General features: G+C 65.8%; 18 protein-coding genes and 3 tRNA genes. 14 read left to right on the plus strand and 7 right to left on the minus strand.

Translation table 11 applies throughout. The features are described 5' to 3' along the window. Nucleotides 1-141: 141 nt before the first annotated feature. From HLH35_RS20060 to HLH35_RS18640, 3 genes are all read right to left on the minus strand, one after another. Complete coding sequence (locus tag HLH35_RS20060; RefSeq protein WP_246385224.1) at nucleotides 142-717, minus strand: alpha/beta fold hydrolase; 576 nt, start codon at nucleotides 715-717, stop codon at nucleotides 142-144. Continuing rightward, nucleotides 693-1,175 (minus strand): alpha/beta fold hydrolase, encoded by a 483-nt coding sequence (locus HLH35_RS20065; protein WP_246385225.1) that lies wholly within the window; start codon nucleotides 1,173-1,175, stop codon nucleotides 693-695. The genes HLH35_RS20060 and HLH35_RS20065 overlap by 25 nt, the downstream gene beginning before the upstream one ends. 238 nt (nucleotides 1,176-1,413) lie before the next feature. Beyond that, entirely contained in the window at nucleotides 1,414-2,478 is a 1,065-nt protein-coding gene (locus HLH35_RS18640; RefSeq protein WP_182980576.1) for an SDR family oxidoreductase, read from the minus strand. A gap of 121 nt (nucleotides 2,479-2,599) precedes the next feature. Here HLH35_RS18640 and HLH35_RS18645 point away from each other — a divergent pair, with 121 nt between their 5' ends. The 8 genes from HLH35_RS18645 (at nucleotide 2,600) to HLH35_RS18680 (ending at nucleotide 11,750) form a co-directional block, all read left to right on the plus strand. Continuing rightward, on the plus strand, nucleotides 2,600-2,998 hold the full coding sequence (locus HLH35_RS18645) for a winged helix-turn-helix transcriptional regulator (RefSeq protein ID WP_182980577.1): 399 nt from the start codon (nucleotides 2,600-2,602) through the stop codon (nucleotides 2,996-2,998). Between the two features lie 276 nt (nucleotides 2,999-3,274). Next, nucleotides 3,275-3,502 (plus strand): hypothetical protein, encoded by a 228-nt coding sequence (locus HLH35_RS18650; RefSeq protein WP_182980578.1) that lies wholly within the window; start codon nucleotides 3,275-3,277, stop codon nucleotides 3,500-3,502. A gap of 280 nt (nucleotides 3,503-3,782) precedes the next feature. Further along, on the plus strand, nucleotides 3,783-5,567 hold the full coding sequence (locus tag HLH35_RS18655; protein WP_246385226.1) for an alginate export family protein: 1,785 nt from the start codon (nucleotides 3,783-3,785) through the stop codon (nucleotides 5,565-5,567). A gap of 199 nt (nucleotides 5,568-5,766) precedes the next feature. Continuing rightward, nucleotides 5,767-7,158, plus strand: a complete 1,392-nt coding sequence (locus HLH35_RS18660) for an NAD-dependent succinate-semialdehyde dehydrogenase (RefSeq protein ID WP_182980580.1) — start codon at nucleotides 5,767-5,769, stop codon at nucleotides 7,156-7,158. A 286-nt stretch (nucleotides 7,159-7,444) separates the two neighbouring features. Then, nucleotides 7,445-7,520, plus strand: a tRNA-Thr gene (locus HLH35_RS18665). Nucleotides 7,521-7,974: 454 nt separating this feature from the next. After that, nucleotides 7,975-9,411: a paraquat-inducible protein A gene (locus HLH35_RS18670; RefSeq protein WP_246385227.1), complete on the plus strand. Its 1,437-nt coding sequence runs from the start codon at nucleotides 7,975-7,977 to the stop codon at nucleotides 9,409-9,411. Further along, a complete protein-coding gene (locus HLH35_RS18675; protein ID WP_182980582.1) occupies nucleotides 9,408-11,093 on the plus strand; it encodes an MlaD family protein in 1,686 nt (561 codons plus the stop codon). The genes HLH35_RS18670 and HLH35_RS18675 overlap by 4 nt, the downstream gene beginning before the upstream one ends. Nucleotides 11,094-11,096: 3 nt before the next feature. Beyond that, nucleotides 11,097-11,750, plus strand: coding sequence for a PqiC family protein (locus tag HLH35_RS18680; RefSeq protein ID WP_182980583.1), 654 nt, complete (start codon nucleotides 11,097-11,099; stop codon nucleotides 11,748-11,750). 160 nt (nucleotides 11,751-11,910) lie between these two features. Here the strand turns inward: HLH35_RS18680 and nusG are convergent, their stop codons facing one another. The 3 genes from nusG to HLH35_RS18695 form a co-directional block, all read right to left on the minus strand. Next, on the minus strand, nucleotides 11,911-12,441 hold the full coding sequence (gene nusG, locus HLH35_RS18685; RefSeq protein WP_182968808.1) for a transcription termination/antitermination protein NusG: 531 nt from the start codon (nucleotides 12,439-12,441) through the stop codon (nucleotides 11,911-11,913). A gap of 9 nt (nucleotides 12,442-12,450) precedes the next feature. After that, complete coding sequence (secE, locus tag HLH35_RS18690; RefSeq protein ID WP_182968817.1) at nucleotides 12,451-12,645, minus strand: preprotein translocase subunit SecE; 195 nt, start codon at nucleotides 12,643-12,645, stop codon at nucleotides 12,451-12,453. Nucleotides 12,646-12,772: 127 nt separating this feature from the next. Then, nucleotides 12,773-12,849: transfer RNA gene (locus HLH35_RS18695), tRNA-Trp, on the minus strand. A 217-nt stretch (nucleotides 12,850-13,066) separates the two neighbouring features. Between HLH35_RS18695 and HLH35_RS18700 the strand changes: the two genes are divergently transcribed. Together HLH35_RS18700 and HLH35_RS18705 are read left to right on the plus strand one after the other, a co-directional pair. Next, a tRNA-Gly gene (locus HLH35_RS18700) sits at nucleotides 13,067-13,140 on the plus strand. 19 nt (nucleotides 13,141-13,159) lie between these two features. Then, nucleotides 13,160-14,617, plus strand: a complete 1,458-nt coding sequence (locus HLH35_RS18705; protein ID WP_182980584.1) for an MFS transporter — start codon at nucleotides 13,160-13,162, stop codon at nucleotides 14,615-14,617. Here the strand turns inward: HLH35_RS18705 and HLH35_RS18710 are convergent. Beyond that, the gene (locus tag HLH35_RS18710; RefSeq protein ID WP_182980585.1) at nucleotides 14,584-15,369 is read right to left on the minus strand and encodes an SDR family oxidoreductase; all 786 of its coding nucleotides are present in this window, start codon (nucleotides 15,367-15,369) and stop codon (nucleotides 14,584-14,586) included. The two genes, HLH35_RS18705 and HLH35_RS18710, sit on opposite strands and share 34 nt — an antisense overlap. A 127-nt stretch (nucleotides 15,370-15,496) precedes the next feature. Here HLH35_RS18710 and HLH35_RS18715 point away from each other — a divergent pair, with 127 nt between their 5' ends. The 4 genes from HLH35_RS18715 to HLH35_RS18730 all read left to right on the plus strand — a co-directional run bounded on the left by HLH35_RS18715 (nucleotide 15,497) and on the right by HLH35_RS18730 (nucleotide 19,770). Then, nucleotides 15,497-16,636: a LacI family DNA-binding transcriptional regulator gene (locus tag HLH35_RS18715; RefSeq protein WP_182980586.1), complete on the plus strand. Its 1,140-nt coding sequence runs from the start codon at nucleotides 15,497-15,499 to the stop codon at nucleotides 16,634-16,636. 101 nt (nucleotides 16,637-16,737) lie between these two features. Then, on the plus strand, nucleotides 16,738-17,334 hold the full coding sequence (atpH, locus tag HLH35_RS18720; protein ID WP_182980587.1) for an ATP synthase F1 subunit delta: 597 nt from the start codon (nucleotides 16,738-16,740) through the stop codon (nucleotides 17,332-17,334). After that, on the plus strand, nucleotides 17,334-18,872 hold the full coding sequence (atpA, locus tag HLH35_RS18725; RefSeq protein ID WP_182980588.1) for a F0F1 ATP synthase subunit alpha: 1,539 nt from the start codon (nucleotides 17,334-17,336) through the stop codon (nucleotides 18,870-18,872). The genes atpH and atpA overlap by 1 nt, the downstream gene beginning before the upstream one ends. A 16-nt stretch (nucleotides 18,873-18,888) precedes the next feature. Continuing rightward, nucleotides 18,889-19,770 (plus strand): F0F1 ATP synthase subunit gamma, encoded by an 882-nt coding sequence (locus tag HLH35_RS18730; RefSeq protein ID WP_182980589.1) that lies wholly within the window; start codon nucleotides 18,889-18,891, stop codon nucleotides 19,768-19,770. The last annotated feature ends 9 nt before the right edge of the window (nucleotides 19,771-19,779 follow it).

Consider the following 19,779-nt stretch of genomic DNA (forward strand, 5'->3'; position numbering starts at 1 on the left):
GTCGCCATCACCGCCGTCATGCGCAAGCTCGTCATCCTCGCCAACGCACTCCTGCGCGATGATCGAACATGGGCTCCAAAAGCCGCTTGATCACAACGGATACTCTCAGAAAAAGAAGAGACCTTCTTCACGCAAGCCGGATCAGTGCGCCGGTTCTCCGAGCCCATCCAGCAGTGCGGCGTGAAATGCAACCGGGTCCTGCATCTGCGGCGAGTGGCCCAGTTGGGGGAATTCCACCAGTTTTGCGCCGGGGATGGCGGCGGCGGCGTCCCGGCCCAGTTGCGGGTAGTGGCCCAGTGTGGCGCGGATGGGGGGTGGGGCGGTGTCGCTGCCGATGGCGGTGATGTCCTTGTCGCCGATCATCAGCAGGGTGGGCACTTTAAGGTCGTGCAGATTGTGCACCACCGGCTGGGTGAAGATCATGTCGTAGAGCAGTGCCGAGTTCCATGCGACGCGGTCGCGGCCCTCGCCGCGAGACATGCCGGCCAGCATCTGGGCCCATCTTTCATAATCGGGGCGCCATTCATTGGCGTAGTAGACCCGTTTTTCATACGCGCGGATCTGGGCGGCCGTCTTGCCGCGTTCGGAAGCGTACCATTCGTCGACGGTGCGATAGGGGACGCCCTTTTGCTGCCAGTCTTCCAGCCCGATCGGATCGACCAGTACCAGATGCGCGAGATCCTGCGGGTACATCAGCGCGTAGCGGATAGCGAGCATGCCGCCGGTGGAGTGCCGATCATGATGATCTTGCTGGTGCCGAGATGGACCAGCAGGTCGTGTGTGTTGCGGGCGAGCTGCTGGAAGCTGAACTGATAGGCCTGGGGCTTGCTGGATTTGCAGAAGCCGATCTGGTCGGGCGCGATGACGCGGTAGCCGTGGGTGGTCAGGAAACGGATCGTTCCCTCCCAGGTCGCGGCACAGAAATTCTTGCCGTGCAGCAGCACGGCCACCTGTCCGTTCGGGTGGGTGGCGGGCACGTCCAGATAGGCCATTGTCAGCGTCTGGCGCTGGGAGGTGAAGGTGAATTGCCCGACCGGCCAGGGATAGTCGAAGCCTTGCAGTTCCGGCCCGTAAGCCGGGCCGTTATTGCCGGCCGGGTCTGCCGCGTGGGCCTGGGCGACGGACAGGATGGCGCCGCACAGGGCGGCCGCGATGTGCCGGAAGCGGACGGGCATGGGGCTTATCCTTCGACGGCCGCGCCCAGGCGCAGCGAGCCCAGTTGTTCGGGCAGTGGCAGGGACAGGACCAGGAAGGGCGCGTGGGTGCCGTCGGTCCCGGCATTGAGCATCACGATTTTTTCGATCTGCGAGGCGTCAAGCCGTGGGTTTCGGGCTTCATGGCGTGTCCTGCTCCCCTTGCTTGATCTGACCGGGGAAAGGTTCACCCCCGTTGCGTCCGGGTCAAGGGTGGCGATCAGGGAATATAGCGTTCCGCCCGCAGCATTTCGAACAGGTCGAAGAACGAGTCCGGTGTGGCGCGATAGTCGGTGAAGCCGAGGATGCGGCTCTTGCTCATGTCGGTGACGCATTCGATGGGGCGGCCGAGATCGGCGTCGGTGTGCCAGGCGGAGGCCAGGCGGTCGAGCGCGCCCTCGCGCAGCCCGTGGCGGGTCGCGATGTCGGCCCACAGGGGGCCGTCGCCGGCCAGTATGTCCTCCAGCGACGTGGCGTGGCCGGGATAGGGGGCGGCGGGGATGCCGAACCAGGCGGCAAGTTGGGGCCACAGCCAGTTCCAGCGGAAGATATCGCCATTGACGATGTTGAAGGCCTGGTTGCGGCCGGCGGGGCTGGTTGCAGCCCAGTGCAACTGGCTGGCCAGCTGGCGGGCGTCGGTTACGTCGGTCAGCCCGTTCCATTGCATGGGTGAGCCGGGGAAGATGAAGGGGCGCCCTGTCTCGTGACAGATGCTGGCATAGACGGCCAGTGTGGAGCCCATGTTCATCACATTGCCGATGGCGTGGCCGATGATGGTGTGCGGACGGTGGATGCTCCACGAAAAACCGTATCGGGCGGCGGCTTCGAACAGGGCGTCTTCCTGGGCGTAGTAGAAATTCTCGATATCGAGCCTGGGCATGCTCTCGCGGAAGGGGGTCTGGGGCAGGGGGCCTTTCGCATAGGCTTCGAACGGGCCGAGATAATGTTTGAGGCCGGTGACAAGGCTGCCATGGACCAGGGCCTCCGGCGCCGGCAGGGCGGCGAAGACGTGGCGGAGCATGGCGCTGTTGACGGCGCAATTCTCGGTCTCGGTGGCGCGGCGGGACCATGTGGTGAAGAATACGTGGCTCGGCCTGAGGCTGGCCAGTGCCGGGCGCAGGGATGCGATATCCAGCACGTCCGCGGCGACGGGCAGCACGGTGGCGGGCAGGGCGGCTGTGCGGCGCGCCAGGCCGTGGACGGTCCAGCCTTCGGCCACCAGCCGGTTGGCCAGGTTCTGGCCGACAATTCCGGTGGCGCCGACGATCAGGGCTGTGTGGGGCATGGAACTCTCCATAACGGGAAAACAGTTTCCGTAAGGTGGGCCGCGCGGTTACAGAGGACAATCCGGCACCATTTTGTGCCCCGGGTACCAAAAGGTGCCCACAGGAAGGGTCCGTTCCATCATGTCTCTTGCCTCGCTGCCCGATGCGTATCGTCAGGCTCCGTTCGACGAAGGCTGCGCGCCGCGTCGCCTGCTGCGCCTGTTCAGCGGCAAATGGGTGACGATGATCCTGCACACGCTGCATCTGCTGGGTGGCGCGTCGCGGCCGGGGGCGCTGCTGCGCAGTATTCCCGGCCTGTCGAAGAAGATGATGACCCAGACACTGCGGGAACTGGAAGAGATGGGGCTGGTGGCGCGCGAGGTGCATCAGGTCATGCCGCCGGTGGTCGAATATCGGCTGACGGTGCTCGGCAGGAAAATCATAGAGCCGGTGGAGATGCTGTATCGGTGGGGTGCCGAGCATGCTGTCGTTCTGGATCGGGTGGATGACAATGTGGCGCGCGCCCGCAAGGGAGGGTAGGCGGCGATTTTTCGCCACTTCATGGCTAACGCTCTGTGTATTTCGATTTGATATCGAATTTATTGAGCATCCCTGACACCGTTTTGGGCGGTCGGGTGGTCGCTATGAACCGACCGGGGAATTCGGTGATTTGCCACACCGGAATGTGACCGTGATTTATGCGCACAACATATAATTGTTATTTTTACTTTAGATGGAAATCCGACAAAAAGCAGGTGGTCACGCTATTCGCGGAGGGCGGGTGGATATTCTTTGTGACCGACGGAGACTTGGACCATGATTCTCTTCACCTGCTTTGCTCCCCTGGGCTTTGCTGGTGCCGCATTGACGGCGATTCTTCCGAATGGATGCAACACGGCTCTTCTGCCGGTCGGGTCATCTGCGGCGATGGGCGGTGCGTGCGGTGCCGCGGCGTTCGCTGGTCGTGGATTGGGCAGTTTGCCTGTTCTTTCAGGCAATATGCTGAAAGCGGGTCTTCGTCCCGCTGCGGTCGCGGCGGCATGAGGGGACGTTCCGCGAAATAGGGACCCTTTTTCTCGCCATGATGAAAATCGCCCGCGCGATCCATGCTGCGCCGGATCGGCTGCCGGCCGGCACGTCCGCATAAGCAGTGATCAAACTTCGGCATGCGATACACGTTCCAATAGATCTGATGAGGCTGCGTGTGGTTGGTCTCGGTACATGCGTGGTTTCCGGCCCGTTTCCAGGACAGGTCAATACATGACGGAATCGAGAATTTGGTTGTTCTGTGATGCCTGAAAATAATAAAGAAAAAGATCTGGCTATGTATATTCCCTATGGGTTTTCTGCTGTTGCCTGCCTGACAAAAGGCCGCGCGGGGCTTCTGACCGCTCTCGCGGGCACAGTGTTCGCCCTGCCGGCCCATGCCGCGCCGGAGGCGGCCGATATCGTGGCAACCCATGTCCAGCTGGCCCAGGCGACGGCGGGCGGCGCCAAGGCCCCGTCGACGACCGCGTCCGGGACCGCGACGACGGCCGGTGCAAGCCCGACCCTGATCGTGACCGGCCGGGATGCGCCCTGGCATTCGCCGCCCCAGCAATTGCCGCCTTTGACCAGCCGTCCGGAACTGTACGGCCAGCCGCAATCGCTGATGCTGCATCCCCTGACGCCGATTCAGCTGCATCAGGGGCCGTGGGGTGTGTTCAATGCGAATACCGGTGCGGCCTCTGGTTTCGGCACGGTGGGATATTATGCGGTGGCACGCTGGGCCGAGGACTGGTCGAGCCTGCGGGACAAGCGCAACCGTCATGATTTTCTCGATCCGTTGAAATTCATCGCGCTGAACGATAGCGGTTCGATCTACCTGACGCTGAGCGGGAATTTCCGCCATCATGGATTCTGGGAGCAGCACCCTGCCCTGGGCGCGGTGGACAAGAGTCACGTCTATCTTTCCAACCTGCGCACCAATCTCGGTGCCGACCTGCATCTGGGCGAGCATGTCCGGTTTTACGGCGAGCTGATGAGCGGCCAGGCGACCGGCGGCAACAAATTCGGCTATAATGCCCGCTGGCGGAACCGGGTCGATGCGCAACAGGCATTCGTGGAAGTGCGCGGGCACATGCTGGGGGCGACGATGGGTGCCATGATCGGTCGCATGTCATTCCTGGACGTGCCGCCCAATGTTTCGGCGGGCAGTGTCTATCCCTCCATTCCGTATTCCTGGAACGGCTTGCGCGGCTACAGCGTCTGGAGACGGTTTCGCGTCGATCTGTTCGATCTGTCGCTGACCAATTTTGAATATCGGGCCTTCCACGACCAGGTCGGCTGGAGGACCCGGCTGTTTGGCGCCTATACGTCCTACGCCGTGCCGGAATTCCAGACTTTCGGCAAGAAGAGCCAGATTTTCGTGGATACGTACTATCTCGGCTATCTGCTGGCCAGCAGCCCGATCACCGCGACGAAGGGTGTCATCGCGGGCTCCACCCATCGCGACACGCCGGGGGTGCGCGTATGGGGTAATGCCGGGCCGATCGAATTCACCGCCAATGGCATGTGGCAGGGCGGCACGTTCCAGGAAGCGAAGAGCGGGCCGTCGCGTCCGGTATCGGCCTATTCGTTCAATGCCTCGGTGGCGTGGCGTTTCGCGAAATGGTGGGGGCATCCCTCGATCGGCATTCAGGCCGACGATATTTCGGGCGGCGATACCCGCAAGAGTGCGACCAGAAGCTGGGGCACCTTCCTCTCGCCTTTTGTGCCGAGTGCGTACTATCTCGACCTGGCGCAGAACTTCAACCTGCAGAACGTGATCGATGTCGGGCCGCTGGTGACGCTGGCGCCCACGATCAATACATCGCTGCTGCTGAGGGTGCCGGTGCTGTGGCGCAATTCGGTCCACGACACGATCTATTTCCCGGGCGGTGTGAATTATGCGTATCGTCCGACCGGGGGCTATACGGGGGTGCTGCCGCAGGGAAGCTTTACCTGGCGCGCGACGCGGCATGTGACCTTCAGCATCGACGGCCAATATACCGCCCTGTCGCGTGGATTGCGCAATGCCGGTGCGCAGCCGGGCGCCTATTTCCAGACCAATCTGGAACTGACGTTCTGAATGGTGCAGGATTGCATGCCGCCCGGGTGACCCGGCGGCATGCCTGCGGAGGCCGTGCGCCTGGCAGGCCCGATTCCGAAGAGCGGATCGACCGCACTCTTATGATAACACAGCCGTGAGGTTCCCCTTGACGGGGGGCTTCGGATAGCCGTTATCACAAGCATCGGGCCGGAAATGGCCCGCTGGAAGGAAGACGACTATGGCATACGCAACGACCAACCCCTACACCGGTGAAGTGCTGGCCACGTTTCCGGATGCCACGGACGACGAGGTGCGCCAGGCGATCGCCGACGCCCACGCGGCATTCCTGGACTGGCGCGATACGCCGTTCGCGACCCGTGCTGCCGTGATGACGAAGGCGGCTCAGATCCTGCGCGCCGAGGCTGACGATTTCGCGCGGCTGCTGACCCTGGAAATGGGCAAGCTGTTCGCCGAGGCCAAGGCTGAGGTCGAGCTGTCGGCCGCAATCTTCGATTATTATGCCGAACATGCCGAAAGCCTGCTGGCGCCCGAGAAGCTGCCGGTATCCGACCCGCGCTCGGGCGATGCCGTGCTGGTGCATCAGCCGCTGGGCGTGCTGCTGGCGATCGAGCCCTGGAATTTCCCCTATTATCAGATCGCGCGCATCATCGCGCCGCAGCTTTCGGCCGGAAACACGGTGCTGCTGAAGCATGCATCGAACGTGCCGCAGAGTGCCGGGATCTTCCAGACGCTGATGAAGCGCGCGGGCCTGCCGGACGGCGCGTTCCGCAACCTCTACCCCACCCGCGGACAGGTCGAGATGATCCTGAACGATCCGCGCGTGTGCGGTGCGGCCCTGACCGGCTCCGAAGGCGCCGGGTCGGTGATCGCGTCGCAGGCCGGCAAGGCGCTGAAGAAGACGACCATGGAACTGGGCGGCGCCGATGCCTTCGTGGTGCTGGAGGACGCGGACCTGGAGAAGACCGCGAAATGGGCGGTGTTCGGCCGGCACTGGAATGCCGGGCAGGTGTGCGTGTCGTCCAAGCGGGTGATCGTGGTGGATGCGGTCTATGACCGGTTCATGGAGCTCTACATCGCGGGCGTGGCGGCGCTGAAGGCCGGCGACCCGATGTCGCCGGACACCACGCTGGCCCCGCTGTCGTCTCAGGGCGCGGCGAACGAGATCCGTGAGAACATCGCCAAGGCGGTGGCCCATGGCGCGACGGCAACCGAAGTCGGGCCCCGCGTGCCCGAGACCGGCGCCTTCGTCCAGCCGACGATCCTGACCGGCATGTCCGGCGACAACCCGGCCCGCCTGTGGGAGTTCTTCGGGCCCGTGTCGATGATCTTCCGCGCCCGTGACGAGGCCGATGCGATCCGCATCGCCAACGATACGCCTTATGGGCTGGGTGGCTCGGTCTTCACAAAGGACACCGCGCGCGGTGTCGAAGTGGCGAAGAAGATCCATACCGGCATGGTGTTCGTGAACCATCCGACGATGGTCAAGGCCGATCTGCCCTTCGGCGGTGTCGGGCGTTCGGGCTACGGCCGCGAGCTGATCGGGCTGGGGATCAAGGAGTTCGTCAACCACAAGCTGATCGACGTCGTCGATATCGACGCGCCGTTCTGATCGCGATGCGCCGTTCCTGACGGCGTGACCGATTCGCTGGCCGGCCCTGATGGGCCGGCCGGACGCGCCGGGTGGATTGAGCCGGTGCGCGGAGCCATGAAAAAATCCGGATATCCGGGGCGATACGGCATGCCGGCTGGGCGTGAGCCGAGGTCGCGGCGGTATAGCTGGCAGGATCGGGCCTGTGTGGGAGCCGCGTGTCCCGCGCATTGGGGCGGTGGAGGGAAATCCGTCTCAGAAGGGGGCTTGCATTGCCCTGACGGGCTCGTTATACGCTCGCCTCGTTGCCGGTGTAGCTCAGTTGGTAGAGCACGTCATTCGTAATGATGGGGTCGGGAGTTCGAATCTCTTCACCGGCACCACTTCAGTCTTCCGATGGTCGCAGATCATGGACTGAGTGGTTTGGCAGCATACTGCCCTCCCTGTCTTCGGGTTTCGCCAAGACATTTTTCCATATGATGACATCGTTGGCATTCATGCCGTCTTTGCCCTCCTGAAGGGCTGATGCCTGTTTTCGTGGCGGCGGGCTCAAGAGATCGTTATCGTATATCCCGTGGATGGGGCATGGTCGGGCGCGGGGGTGTCGCCGGCCTGCGGTGCCGTCGTCCAAATATTCTGGTTTTCCCGTGATGATCCAGGAAGCACCGGATTGGTCATGCGATGGTCCGGCGGCTATTCGTGAGGAAAGATTTCCTTCTTCCATCCGTCTTCCGGCTCTGGTCATGGCAGCAATATGCTGAATGACTATCGCTGGTCCGATTTTGATCTATAGTACGGTGGGTCATGAGCGAGACGATGTCAGCGCGGACTTCACGCATGCTCCGTCGGGCCGCATGGCCACGTCGGACAGCCGATTTGCGCCATGTCCGCACGATCGGCGATCTGGTGGAATGCCCCGGATGCGGCCTGTTTCAGCGCCGCCCGCCCCTGCAGGCTGGCGAGCTGGCCGCGTGCGCGCGGTGCGGGCAGACGCTGGAATGGCGGCGCCGGACCTCGCCACTCCAGACGCCGCTGGCCTTCTGCATCAGTTCCTGTGCCCTGTATCTGGCGGCCCTGGCGTCATCGCTGATGACGCTGGATGTGTATGGGCGCGAGCGCACGGTGGACCTGGTCACCGGGCCGATGGAATTGCTGCATGAAGGGTGGGGCGAGGCCGGGATCCTGGTCGGGCTGGTGACCGTCGCGGCACCGGCGGTGGTGATCGGCATGATGTTCGCCATCCTCTATGCCGCCAGCCGGCGCCATCTGCCCGACTGGGCGCCGCACCTGCTGATCTGGTACGAAAAGATGCGGCCCTGGTCGATGATCGAGGTCTATGTCCTGGGCATCTTCGTCGCCTATACCAAGCTGACCGATCTGGCCCATGTCGATGTAGGGCCGGCCGTCTACCTGATCTCGGCGCTAATGCTGACCATGGCGGCCACGGATTCGACGCTGGATACCGAACGGATCTGGCGCCACCGGCGCGTGGATGCCGTCACGCGCCAGGAAGACGGCGAGCGGGTGATGGTCAGCAATGTCCACGTCGACGATATTCCGCTGCCGCCGGTCGATCATCTGGTGGCGTGCCAGTCCTGCGGGCTGGTGGGTGAGCTGGGCGCGCCGGTGAGCAATCTGCGCTGTGTCGGCATCTGCCCGCGTTGCGGCCATCGGGTGTGGCGCCGGGCCCCGGACACGCAGGCGCGGACCAGTGCCTTCCTGATGGCGGCCGTCATCTTCTATTTTCCGGCCAATCTCTACCCGGTCATGACCTTCTTCAAGCTGGGGGGCGGGGGCGGCCATACGATCATCGAGGGGGCGATCGAGCTGTGGCAGGACGGGATGATCCCGCTGTCGCTGCTGGTGTTCTTCGCCAGCATCCTGGTGCCGATGCTCAAGATCCTCAGCCTGAGCTGGATGGTGACTAGCACCTGGCGCGGGTCGTCCTTCGCGCTGGTGCAGCGCACGCGGCTGTTCCGCGTCGTCGACATTATCGGCCGGTGGTCGATGATCGACGTGTTCATGGTTTCGATCCTGGTGGCGGTGGTCCGGTTCAATACGCTGGCGAGCGTCACGGCCAATGCCGGCATGGTGGCCTTTGCCTCGGTGGTGGTGCTGACCCTGTTCGCGGCATGGAGCTTCGACCCCAGGGTGATGTGGGACGCGGCGGGCATGAATGGGCCGTCTCCCGATGGTGTGGCGTCCGCCGCCGTGCGTGCGCGGCGTGGCCGGCGCGCGGCAAGGACTGACAGGATGGAGCCAAGGCAGGCGTGACCGACGACCCCCAAGATCATTCCGGCCATCGCGCCGCCTCGGCACCCGAGGCTACGGCGCGCCGCTATCGTTTCTCGATCGTCTGGCTGGTTCCGATCGTGGCGCTGGCCATTGCCGGCTATCTGGCGTGGCGCGGCATCATGGGGCGCGGCCCGGAGATCACCATCGTCTTCGACACCGCGGACGGGCTGACCAGCGGCCAGACCCAGGTCAAGAACAAGGCCGTGCCGCTGGGCACGGTGCAGGACGTGACGCTGACGCGCGACATGCGCCATGTCGAGGTACGGGTGCGCATGAGCGCCAATGCCGGGCCGATGCTGACCGACCATGCGCGCTTCTGGGTGGTGCGGCCGCGCCTGAACGGCGCCAGCGTCACCGGCCTGGAGACGCTGATGACCGGGGCCTATATCGCGATGGACCCAGGCGTGCCAGGCGGGGCCAGCGCCACCGAATTCAAGGGGCTGGAGGCGCCGCCGGGGATGCGGTCGGACCAGCCGGGCAATACCTACACGCTGATCAGCCCTTCGCTGGGGTCGATCGGGCAGGGGGCGCCGGTCTTTTTCCGCGACATCGATGTGGGGGAGGTGCTGGGCTATACTATGCCCCCGGGCGGCGAGGGGCCGATCCTGATCCAGGTCTTCATTCGTAAGCCCTATGACAGCTACCTGCGCACCGATACGCGGTTCTGGAACGTGTCGGGCGTGCAGGTGGGGCTGGGGGCCGGCGGGCTGAAGGTGAAGCTGCAATCGATCCAGGCCCTGTTCTCGGGCGGGGTCGCCTTCGGCCTGCCGGACAAGCGGGAGGGGACTTCTGCCCCGCAGGCACCCAAGAATTCGGTCTTCCGCCTGTATGACAGCAACGAGGCGGCGGATAATGCGGGCTATCGCGAGCGAGTGTCGCTGGTCACCTACCTGACCAGTTCGGTGTCCGGCCTGACGGTCGGGGCGCAGGTCACGATGTTCGGTATCCAGGTTGGTACCGTGACCAGCGTGAAACTGGTGCTGGACCAGAAGGCCGGGACCGCCCGGGTGCGGGTGGCGATGGAAATCCAGCCCGAGCGCATCCTGCCCCTCAGCGAGATCCACCGCGACACCATGGCCGCGACCACGCAGGCGCTGGTGGATAACGGGCTGCGGGCCTCGGTCGACAGTGCCAGCCTGCTGACCGGCGAGTCGATGATCAGCCTGAATTTCGTGAAGAATGCCGCGCCTGCCACCGTGGGGACCGAAGGGATGGCGCTGGTCATTCCCAGCAAGGCCGGCGGGATGAGCGGGATCATGGATTCGCTGTCCACCGTCGCCGACAAGATCGCGGCGATGCCGCTGACGCAGGTGGGCGACAATCTGAACAACCTGCTGGCCCATTCCGACGCGCGGATCAATTCGCCGGAAGTGCGGCAGGCCATCGTGGCGCTGCGCGATTCGCTGCGCAGCATGCAGGGGCTGGCCAGTGACGCGCGCAGCGGCATGCATCCGCTGTTCCAGCGGCTGCCGCAGATGAGCGCGCAATTGGACAGCACGCTGAAGAACGCGAACAAGCTGATGGGTAGTTACGGTGGCGACACCGACTTCCACCGTGATCTGCAGCAGATGCTGGTGCAACTGAACGAAGCGGCGCGGTCGCTGCGCTTCCTGACCGATTTCCTCAATCGCCATCCTTCGGCGCTGATTACGGGACGCTAGCCTATGAGACTGTCAGGGCCTCTCACCCCCTTGCATCCCTCCCGCCCGATCGCCTCGCGCCGGGCGGTTCTGCGGGGGGCAGGCGGGCTGCTTGCCGTGGCTGCCGTCGGCCCGCTGGCCGCGTGTTCGTCGGACCCGAATGTCTATACCCTCGTGCCCTGGCCCGGTACCGCCCAGGCGGGCGGGCCGGGGGTGATCGAGGTGCGGACGCCTTCGGTCGCGGTATCGCTGGATCGTGAGCGTATCGTGCGCAGCGAGGGCGATTACCGCCTGCTGACCGCCAGCGGCGATGCCTGGGGCGAGTCGCTGCCCGGCATGATCGGTCATGTGCTGACGGCAGACCTGCAGCAGCGCCTGCCGGGCAGCACCATCTTTGCCCAGAACGATGCGGTGGCGACGATGGCGCTGGCTGCCGTCGAACTGACGGTGACGCGCTTTTCGTGCGATGCCGGCGGGCAGGCGGTGCTGGGGGGCAGCCTGGCCGTCCATTGGATCGGGCATGATGGCGGGGCTTCCGACGTGCTGGCGTTGAACCTGCCGGTCAGCGGCTCGGGCACGGGCGGGCTGGTGGCGGCGCTGAGTGCGCTGCTGGGGCAGGTGGCGGATCGTGCGGCGGCGCATCTGCGGGTGCTGGGGCCTGTGGAGCCGCCCGTCTGATGCTTAACCAGGGCTCTGCCCTGGACCCGGCAGGGCCTGAGGCCCTGCACCCCAATCATTTGATAACGAATGGGTTCCAAAGGGCCTCGCCCTTGGCGAGGGATGAAACGAAAAAGGGGCGCCGCGAGGCGCCCCTTTTTGTATCCGGATGGTCGGGCTCTTAGAGCTTTTCGACCTGGCTGTATTCGAGGTCGACCGGGGTGGAGCGGCCGAAGATCGAGACGCTGACCTTGAGGCGCGCCTTTTCCTCGTCCACTTCCTCGATCGTGCCGTTGAACGAGGTGAACGGGCCGTCGGACACGCGCACCTGCTCGCCGATCTCGAAGGTGACGGAGGGGCGGGGACGTTCCACGCCTTCCTGCGCCTGCTTCATGATCCGCTCGGCCTCGGCCGCGGTGATCGGCGAGGGACGCGTCTTGGTGCCCAGGAAGCCGGTGACCTTGGGCGTGTCCTTGACCAGATGCCAGGCCTCGTCGGTCAGTTCCATGTTGACCAGCACATAGCCGGGGAAGAACTTTCGCTCGGCATTGACCTTCTGGCCGCGACGGACCTCGACCACCTCTTCGGAGGGGACCAGGATGTCACCGAAATGGTCGGACAGGCCCTTCTGGGCCGCCTGCTCGGTGATGTGCTGGGCGATCTTCTTCTCGAAGCCCGAATAGACGTGAACGACGTACCAACGTTTCGCCATGGTCGTTCCTCAGCCTCCAAGCCCAAAAAGTTCACGTACGCCCAGGCCGATGATCTGGTCGACGACAAAGAAGAAAACCGATGTCATGGTGGCCATTGCCAGCACGGCACCCGTCGTCACCAGCGTGGCGCGACGCGTGGGCCATGTGACCTTGGTCGCCTCGGTGCGGACATCTTGCACAAATTTCGCGGGACTGACCGACACGAAACACCCTTCTCGAACCGCCACGCCGCCGTCCGGACCGGAGCGCGGACGAGGCCGGATATCAACCAATACTGCATGTCGGGGGCACCGTCACGGTCCGGGCGGGAGAAATCCCGACCGGGGCGAGTGGCAGGGGTGGAGGGTCTCGAACCCCCAACCTCCGGTTTTGGAGACCGGCGCTCTAGCCAATTGAGCTACACCCCTGCAAGCCGCCTGCGGCGCCGACCAACGGAATAGCGGAAAGCTGTTCCCCTGGCCACCCGTGCGAACCCGGCGCAGGCAGCGGAAAAAAGTATGCCCGGCGGGCAAAGTCAAGAGGGGGGGTGCGATTCGTTCTTCCGGCCGGGGCGTATCGCCCATCGCCGATGGCCGAGAGGGCTTGCCGGAGGGGCGGGTTCGGCGGTAAGGAAGGGCCATATGGGCGGGCGTAGCATAGTGGTAATGCAGTAGCCTTCCAAGCTTCTGAGGAGGGTTCGATTCCCTTCGCCCGCTCCATTCTCCCGATATCGCGCATATGAATCCATCATCTCCGGTCCGGCCGCATCTGGTGCTGGCCACCTGCTGCCTTAGCCTGTTCCTGGTGATGATGGACGTGACCATCGTCAATGTGGCGCTGCCGGCGATTCGCGCCGCACTGGGCGGCGGGCTGTCGATGCTGCAATGGGTGGTCGACGCTTATACGCTGGTGGTGGCGACGCTGCTGGTGCTGGCGGGATCGACCGCCGACCGGATCGGGCGGCGGCGGGTATTCGTTTGTGGAATCATCGTCTTCTGCCTGGGGTCCGCCTTATGCGGGCTGGCGCCCAATGGTTGGGCACTGGTGCTGGCGCGCGGGTTCCAGGGGCTGGGCGGCGCGATGCTGAACCCGGTGGCGCTGTCGATCATCGCCAATGTCTTTGTCGAGCCCGCCTTGCGGGCGCGGGCGATTGGCGTGTGGGGCGCGATGTCGGGGCTGGCGCTGGCCTTGGGGCCGCTGGTGGGCGGCATTCTGACCACGCTGGTCGGCTGGCGGGCGGTGTTCTGGGTCAACCTGCCGGTCGGGGTGCTGGCGCTGGGGCTCAGCCTGCGTTTCATCCCCGAATCGCGCGCAGTGCATGTGCGGCCGATCGACCGGACGGGGCAGGCGCTGGTGGCGCTGATCCTGGCCGCGGCCACCGCCGCGCTGATCGAGGCCCGGGATTATGGCTGGCACGCGCCGGCGATCCGGGCGGGGCTGGCGGTCGCGGCCGTGGGGCTGGTGGTGTTGTATCGGGTGGAGCGGCGGAGTCGCCACCCGTTGCTCGACCTGCGGTTCTTTCGGGCGCTGCCGTTTTCGGGCGCGATCGTGATTGCGGTCTGTGCCTTTGCGATCTTCAGTTCGTTCCTGTTCCTCAACACGCTGTATTTGCAGGAATCGCGGGGCCTGTCGGCCATGCAGGCGGGGTTGTTCACCCTGCCCTTCGCGCTGGGGGTGGTGGTGTGCGCGCCGCTGTCGGGGCGGCTGGTCGGGGCGCGTGGGGCGCGGCTGCCGCTGCTGCTGTCGGCGTGCGGGCTGGGGTGTGGCGCGCTGCTGCTGACGGGGCTGACGGCGGTGACGCCGCCTTCCGTGCTGCTGCTGGCTTACAGCCTGTGCGGTTGCGGATTTGGCTTGTGCAATGCGCCGATCACCAACAGTGCCGTCTCGGGCATGCCGCGCGATCAGGCGGGGCTGGCGGCGGCTTTGGCCTCGACCAGCCGGCAGATCGGGGCGCTGCTGGGGGTGGCGCTGTCGGGGACGATGATGGGGGCCCATGCCGTGGGGGGCGGGGCCGCGCTGGCGCAGGCCACGCACCGGGTCTGGTGGTTGCTGGTGGGGTTGTCGGGGGTGGTGGCTGGGCTGGGCCTTGTTTCGACCGGGGTGCGGGCGCGGGCCAGCGCGCGGGTGGCGCGCGGGCTGTTCGACGATGCGCCCATCGGTGGTTACAGGACCGACAGCACCCCGCCATCGACATAGAGCGTCTGGCCGTTGACGAAGGATGAGGCGTCCGACGCCAGGAACACGGCCGCACCCTGCAGTTCCTCGACCTTGCCCCAGCGGCCGGCCGGCGTGCGCTTCGTCAGCCAGGCGTTGAAATCCGGGTCCGCGACCAGGGCGCGGTTCAGGGGCGTTTCGAAATAGCCGGGGCCGATGGCGTTGATCTGCAGCCCGTGCCGCGCCCAGTCGGCGCACATGCCGCGCGTCAGGTTCTTCACCGCGCCCTTGGTCGCCGTGTAGGGTGCGATGCCGGGGCGGGCCAGTTCGCACTGCACGCTGCCGATATTGATGATCTTGCCCATGCCGCGCGGGATCATGTGGCGGGCGACTGCCGTGCCGACGAAGAACACGCTGTCGAGGTTGGTGCGGATGATCTCGGCCCAGTCTTCGGGCGGGAAGACATCCAGCGGGGCGCGGCGCTGGATGCCGGCATTGTTGACCAGGATGCGGATCGGCCCGTCTTCGGCCTCGATCGTGCTGACCGCGGCTTCCACCGCCAGGCGGTCGGTCACGTCGAAGGGGCGGGTCAGGATGGTGCGGGTGGCGCCGGGCGGCGTGGTGTCGCGCAGGCGGGCGGCGGCTTCGTCCAGCCTTGCGGCGTCGCGGCCGTTGAGGATGACATGGGCGCCGGCATCGGCCAGGCCGGCGGCGATGGCGAAGCCGATTCCGCCGCTGGAGCCGGTGACGAGGGCCAGCCGGCCGGTCAGGTCGAAGAGGGACGAAGCGGACATCAATGTCTCCTTGATCGTGCGCGGGCACATGGCGGGTTTGACGATATGTCTGGCGTCGGCCGCCGGGCGAGGTGACTATAAGCGCGTCGCCAGCATGTTGGGTTGCGACGCAGGGGCATGGGCGGGGATGACGGGCAGGCGGACGACAGGCGGGGACACGGCGGCTTCGGGTGCGGTGGAGCGGGCGACGGAGCCTGACGCCGCATCGGCGGTGGCGCGCGCGGGCGTGCGGCCGACCATCATCGATGTGTCCGCGCGGGCCGGCGTGTCGCGCATGACGGTGTCGCGCGCGCTGCGGGCGCCGCATCTGGTGCGCCCCGATACGCGCGAGGCGATTGCGCGGGCGATCGACGAGCTGGGCTATGTGCCCGACCGCGCGGCCGAGGCGCTGTCGACCCGGCGCAGCGGGTTCGTCGGCCTGGTGGTGCCGACGCTGACCAACACGAATTTCGCCGATGCGGCGCGCGGCCTGACCGACATCATCCGCCGTCAGGGATATGAGTTGTTGATCGGGTATACCGACTATGACGAAAACGCAATGCTGACCCATGTGCGCGACATGCTGGGGCGGCGGGCCGAGGCGCTGGTGCTGCCGGCGGGGCCGCGCGGGACGGCATTGCGGACCCTGCTGGCGGGCGAGACGATTCCCATCGTGCAGATGGCCGGGCTGGCGCCCAGCCCGGTGAATTACATGGTCGGCTATTCGAACCACGAGGCCGGGCGGCTGGCCGCGCGGTACCTGATCGGGCTGGGACATACCCGAATCGGCGTGCTGGCGGCCGAGGGCGACGGCCTGTCCTGCGACCATCGCGGCGGCAGGCGGCTGGAGGGCTTTCTGGAGGTGCTGCACGAGGCCGGACTGCGGGACGACCTGGTGCAGCGGATGGGCAAGCCGCCGGTCTCCTTCACCCATGGGGCGCAGGCCATGGGCGCGCTGCTGGAGCGGGCGCCGGACCTGCATGCGGTCTTCGCGGTGTCGGACCTGGTCGGGGTCGGGGCGCTGATGGAGTGCCGGCGGCGGGGCGTGCGGGTGCCCGAGGATGTGTCGCTGATGGGGTTCGGCGGATTCGAGATCGGGCGCGAAGTGGTGCCGGCGCTGACCACGGTGGCGGTCGATTATCGCGCGATCGGCGAGCGGACCGGGCGGATGGTGCTGGACCTGCTGGCGGGCGTGCGCGACGTGCCGCCCGTCGTGGATCTGGGCGTGACGCTGACCGAGCGCGAAACGACGGCCTTCCGGCCCGCGTTGGTGCCGGTACCGGCCTGATGCGTGTGTTGCGCGGGGCGGGTCAGCATGCTAGAGGCGCGCCATCGGCTCCGGCTTCGTTCCGGTGCCGTTGGCGCGCTGCAATGACCTAAGACACTGGGATGGAAAGACCGACCGTGGTTTCGGGTGGAACGACAACAATACCGATCGCCTCCGTTGCCAATGGCCTGCCCGGTCGTTACGCGACGGCCCTCTATGATTTCGCCGCCGAGCGCTGGCTGCTTGATGACGTGCTGGACCATGCGGCTGCGCTGCGGTGCCTGATCGCCGAGAGCGCCGAGCTGCGCAGCGTCCTGACGAATCGCACGCTGGATATCGCCGTGTCGACGCGTGCCGTGGACGCCGTGCTGGCGGCCCAGGGCTTCGGGTGGGTCATCCGCAATTTCGTGGGCGTGATCGCCCGCAACCGCCGCCTGTCCCGTCTGGGTGAGATCCTGGACGCGGTGGCGGCCATCGCGGCGGCCCGTCGGGGCGAGGCCGTGGCCGAGATCGTGTCGGCCCAGCCCCTGACGGACCTGCAACGCATTCAGATTCAGGGCCGCCTCGCCGAGGCCGGCTATTCCAAGGTCAATATCCAGGAACGCGTTGACGCGGCCCTGCTGGGCGGTCTGGTCGTGCGCGTCGGCGCGCGGCTCTATGACACCAGCCTCAATTCCCGCCTGACCCGCCTGCACCACGCCATGAAGGGAGCCGCGTGATGGAAATCCGTCCCGCTGAGATTTCGGATATCCTCAAGCAGCAGATCGCCGCGTTCGACACGAGCGCCGAAATTGCCGAGACCGGCACGATCCTGTCGGTCGGCGACGGCATCGCCCGCGTCTATGGCCTGCAGAACGTGCAGGCCGGCGAGATGGTCGAGTTCCCGGCCTCCGGCCAGCGCGGCATGGCGCTGAACCTCGAGAACGACAATGTCGGCGTCGTGATCTTCGGCGACGACTCCGAGATGCGCGAAGGCGACACCGTTGCCCGTACCGGCAAGGTGGTCGAGGTTCCGACCGGCAAGGCGCTGCTGGGCCGCGTGGTCGACGGTCTGGGCAACCCGATCGACGGCAAGGGCCCGCTGGTCGGCGACGTGACCATGAAGCGCGCCGACATCAAGGCGCCCGGCATCATGCCACGCCAGTCGGTCGGCGAGCCGATGCAGACCGGCATCAAGGCCATCGACGCCCTGGTGCCGATCGGGCGTGGCCAGCGCGAGCTGATCATCGGCGATCGCCAGACCGGCAAGACCGCCATCCTGATCGACACCATCGTCGCGCAGAAGCCGGTCAACGCGCTGGGCGACGACAAGAAGTCGCTCTACTGCATCTATGTCGCGATCGGGCAGAAGCGTTCGACCGTGGCGCAGCTGGTGCGCACGCTGGAAGAAGCCGGCGCGATGGAATATTCCATCATCGTCGCCGCGACCGCGTCCGACCCGGCGCCGATGCAGTATCTGGCCCCGTACGCCGCCTGCACCATGGGCGAGTATTTCCGCGACAACGGCATGCATGCGCTGATCGTCTATGACGATCTGTCGAAGCAGGCCGTGGCCTATCGCCAGATGTCGCTGCTGCTGCGCCGTCCGCCGGGCCGTGAGGCGTATCCGGGCGACGTGTTCTACCTGCATTCGCGCCTGCTGGAGCGCGCCGCGAAGATGTCGGACGAATATGGCGCGGGTTCGCTGACGGCGCTGCCGGTCATCGAGACGCAGGCCGGCGACGTGGCGGCCTATATCCCGACCAACGTGATCTCGATCACCGACGGCCAGGTGTTCCTGGAGACCGACCTGTTCTATCGCGGCATCCGCCCGGCGGTGAACGTGGGCGGCTCGGTGTCGCGCGTCGGTTCGGCCGCGCAGATCAAGGCGATGAAGCAGGTTGCCGGCAAGATCAAGCTGGAGCTGGCGCAGTATCGCGAGATGGCTGCGTTCTCGCAGTTCGCCTCCGACCTCGACCCGGCCACGCAGAAGCAGCTGGCCCGTGGCGCGCGCCTGGTCGAGCTGCTGAAGCAGCCCGAGACCTCGCCGCTGCCGGTCGAGGAGCAGGTGTGCGTGCTGTTCGCCGGGACCCGTGGCTTCATCGACGCCGTGCCGGTGGACAAGGTGACCGCCTATGAGCGCCAGCTGCTGACCGAGCTGCATGCGGCCGGCAAGGACATCCTGGACTCGATCCGCGCCGAGCGGCAGATCACCAAGGACAACGAAGCCCGTCTGACCGACTTCCTGACCGGCTTCGGCCGTCAGTTCGCGGGCTGAGGGCGGACAGGCACCCATGGCATCCCTCAAGGACCTTCGCGCGCGGATCGGCAGCGTCAAATCGACGCGGAAGATCACCAGCGCCATGAAGATGGTGGCGGCGGCCAAGCTGCGCCGGGCCCAGACCCGCGCCGAAGCCGCCCGCCCCTATGCGGCCGCGATGCGCCGGATGCTGGCTGAACTGGGTGCCGGCACGCGGGGCCAGTCCGGCCTGCCGACGCTGCTGGCCGGCACGGGTAACGACCGCATCCACCTGCTGATCCCGCTGACCAGCGATCGCGGGCTGGCCGGCGGCTTCAACGCCAACATCAACCGCAAGACGCGTGACCTGATCCGCCAGTTGCAGGCCGAGGGCAAGACCGTCCGCCTGCTGCCGGTGGGCCGCAAGGGCCACGATTACCTGATGCGCGAATTCTCCGACCTGATCGTGGACCATGTCCATGGTTCGGGCGGCAAGGAAATCCCGTTCTCGGCGGCGGCCACGCTGGGCGAGCGGATTGCCGCGATGGCGGAGAAGGGCGAATTCGACGTCTGCACGGTGGTGTATAACCGCTTCCAGAACGTCATGTCGCAGACGCCCACCGAGATGCAGCTGATCCCGCTGGCGCTGCCGGCGAACGATACGGCGGCCTCGGCCGACGCGCCCGTCTATGAGTTCGAGCCGGGCGAGGAAGAGCTGCTGTCCAGCCTGCTGCCGCGCAACCTTCAGGTTCAGCTCTACGCGACGCTGCTGGAGAGTGCCGCGGGCGAACAGGGCGCGCGCATGACGGCGATGGACAATGCCACGCGCAATGCGGGCAAGGCCATCGACCGGCTGACCCTGAAATACAACCGTACCCGCCAGACCAACATCACCAACGAACTGATCGAGATCATCTCGGGCGCCCAGGCGCTCTGAGACACGATC

It is taken from the genome of Gluconacetobacter asukensis (genome assembly GCF_014174375.1).
In the GTDB taxonomy this organism is placed as follows: Bacteria; Pseudomonadota; Alphaproteobacteria; order Acetobacterales; family Acetobacteraceae; genus Gluconacetobacter; species Gluconacetobacter asukensis.

Excerpts from the sequence above, each read along its gene's own strand:
- HLH35_RS20060 (WP_246385224.1), bottom strand. The coding sequence starts at position 717 with ATGCTCGCTATCCGCTACGCGCTGATGTACCCGCAGGATCTCGCGCAT.
- HLH35_RS20065 (WP_246385225.1), bottom strand. The coding sequence starts at position 1,175 with ATGCCCGTCCGCTTCCGGCACATCGCGGCCGCCCTGTGCGGCGCCATC.
- HLH35_RS18640 (WP_182980576.1), bottom strand. The coding sequence starts at position 2,478 with ATGCCCCACACAGCCCTGATCGTCGGCGCCACCGGAATTGTCGGCCAG.
- HLH35_RS18645 (WP_182980577.1), top strand. The coding sequence starts at position 2,600 with ATGTCTCTTGCCTCGCTGCCCGATGCGTATCGTCAGGCTCCGTTCGAC.
- HLH35_RS18650 (WP_182980578.1), top strand. The coding sequence starts at position 3,275 with ATGATTCTCTTCACCTGCTTTGCTCCCCTGGGCTTTGCTGGTGCCGCA.
- HLH35_RS18655 (WP_246385226.1), top strand. The coding sequence starts at position 3,783 with ATGTATATTCCCTATGGGTTTTCTGCTGTTGCCTGCCTGACAAAAGGC.
- HLH35_RS18660 (WP_182980580.1), top strand. The coding sequence starts at position 5,767 with ATGGCATACGCAACGACCAACCCCTACACCGGTGAAGTGCTGGCCACG.
- HLH35_RS18670 (WP_246385227.1), top strand. The coding sequence starts at position 7,975 with ATGCTCCGTCGGGCCGCATGGCCACGTCGGACAGCCGATTTGCGCCAT.
- HLH35_RS18680 (WP_182980583.1), top strand. The coding sequence starts at position 11,097 with ATGAGACTGTCAGGGCCTCTCACCCCCTTGCATCCCTCCCGCCCGATC.
- nusG (WP_182968808.1), bottom strand. The coding sequence starts at position 12,441 with ATGGCGAAACGTTGGTACGTCGTTCACGTCTATTCGGGCTTCGAGAAG.
- HLH35_RS18705 (WP_182980584.1), top strand. The coding sequence starts at position 13,160 with ATGAATCCATCATCTCCGGTCCGGCCGCATCTGGTGCTGGCCACCTGC.
- HLH35_RS18710 (WP_182980585.1), bottom strand. The coding sequence starts at position 15,369 with ATGTCCGCTTCGTCCCTCTTCGACCTGACCGGCCGGCTGGCCCTCGTC.
- HLH35_RS18715 (WP_182980586.1), top strand. The coding sequence starts at position 15,497 with ATGACGGGCAGGCGGACGACAGGCGGGGACACGGCGGCTTCGGGTGCG.
- atpH (WP_182980587.1), top strand. The coding sequence starts at position 16,738 with ATGGAAAGACCGACCGTGGTTTCGGGTGGAACGACAACAATACCGATC.
- atpA (WP_182980588.1), top strand. The coding sequence starts at position 17,334 with ATGGAAATCCGTCCCGCTGAGATTTCGGATATCCTCAAGCAGCAGATC.
- HLH35_RS18730 (WP_182980589.1), top strand. The coding sequence starts at position 18,889 with ATGGCATCCCTCAAGGACCTTCGCGCGCGGATCGGCAGCGTCAAATCG.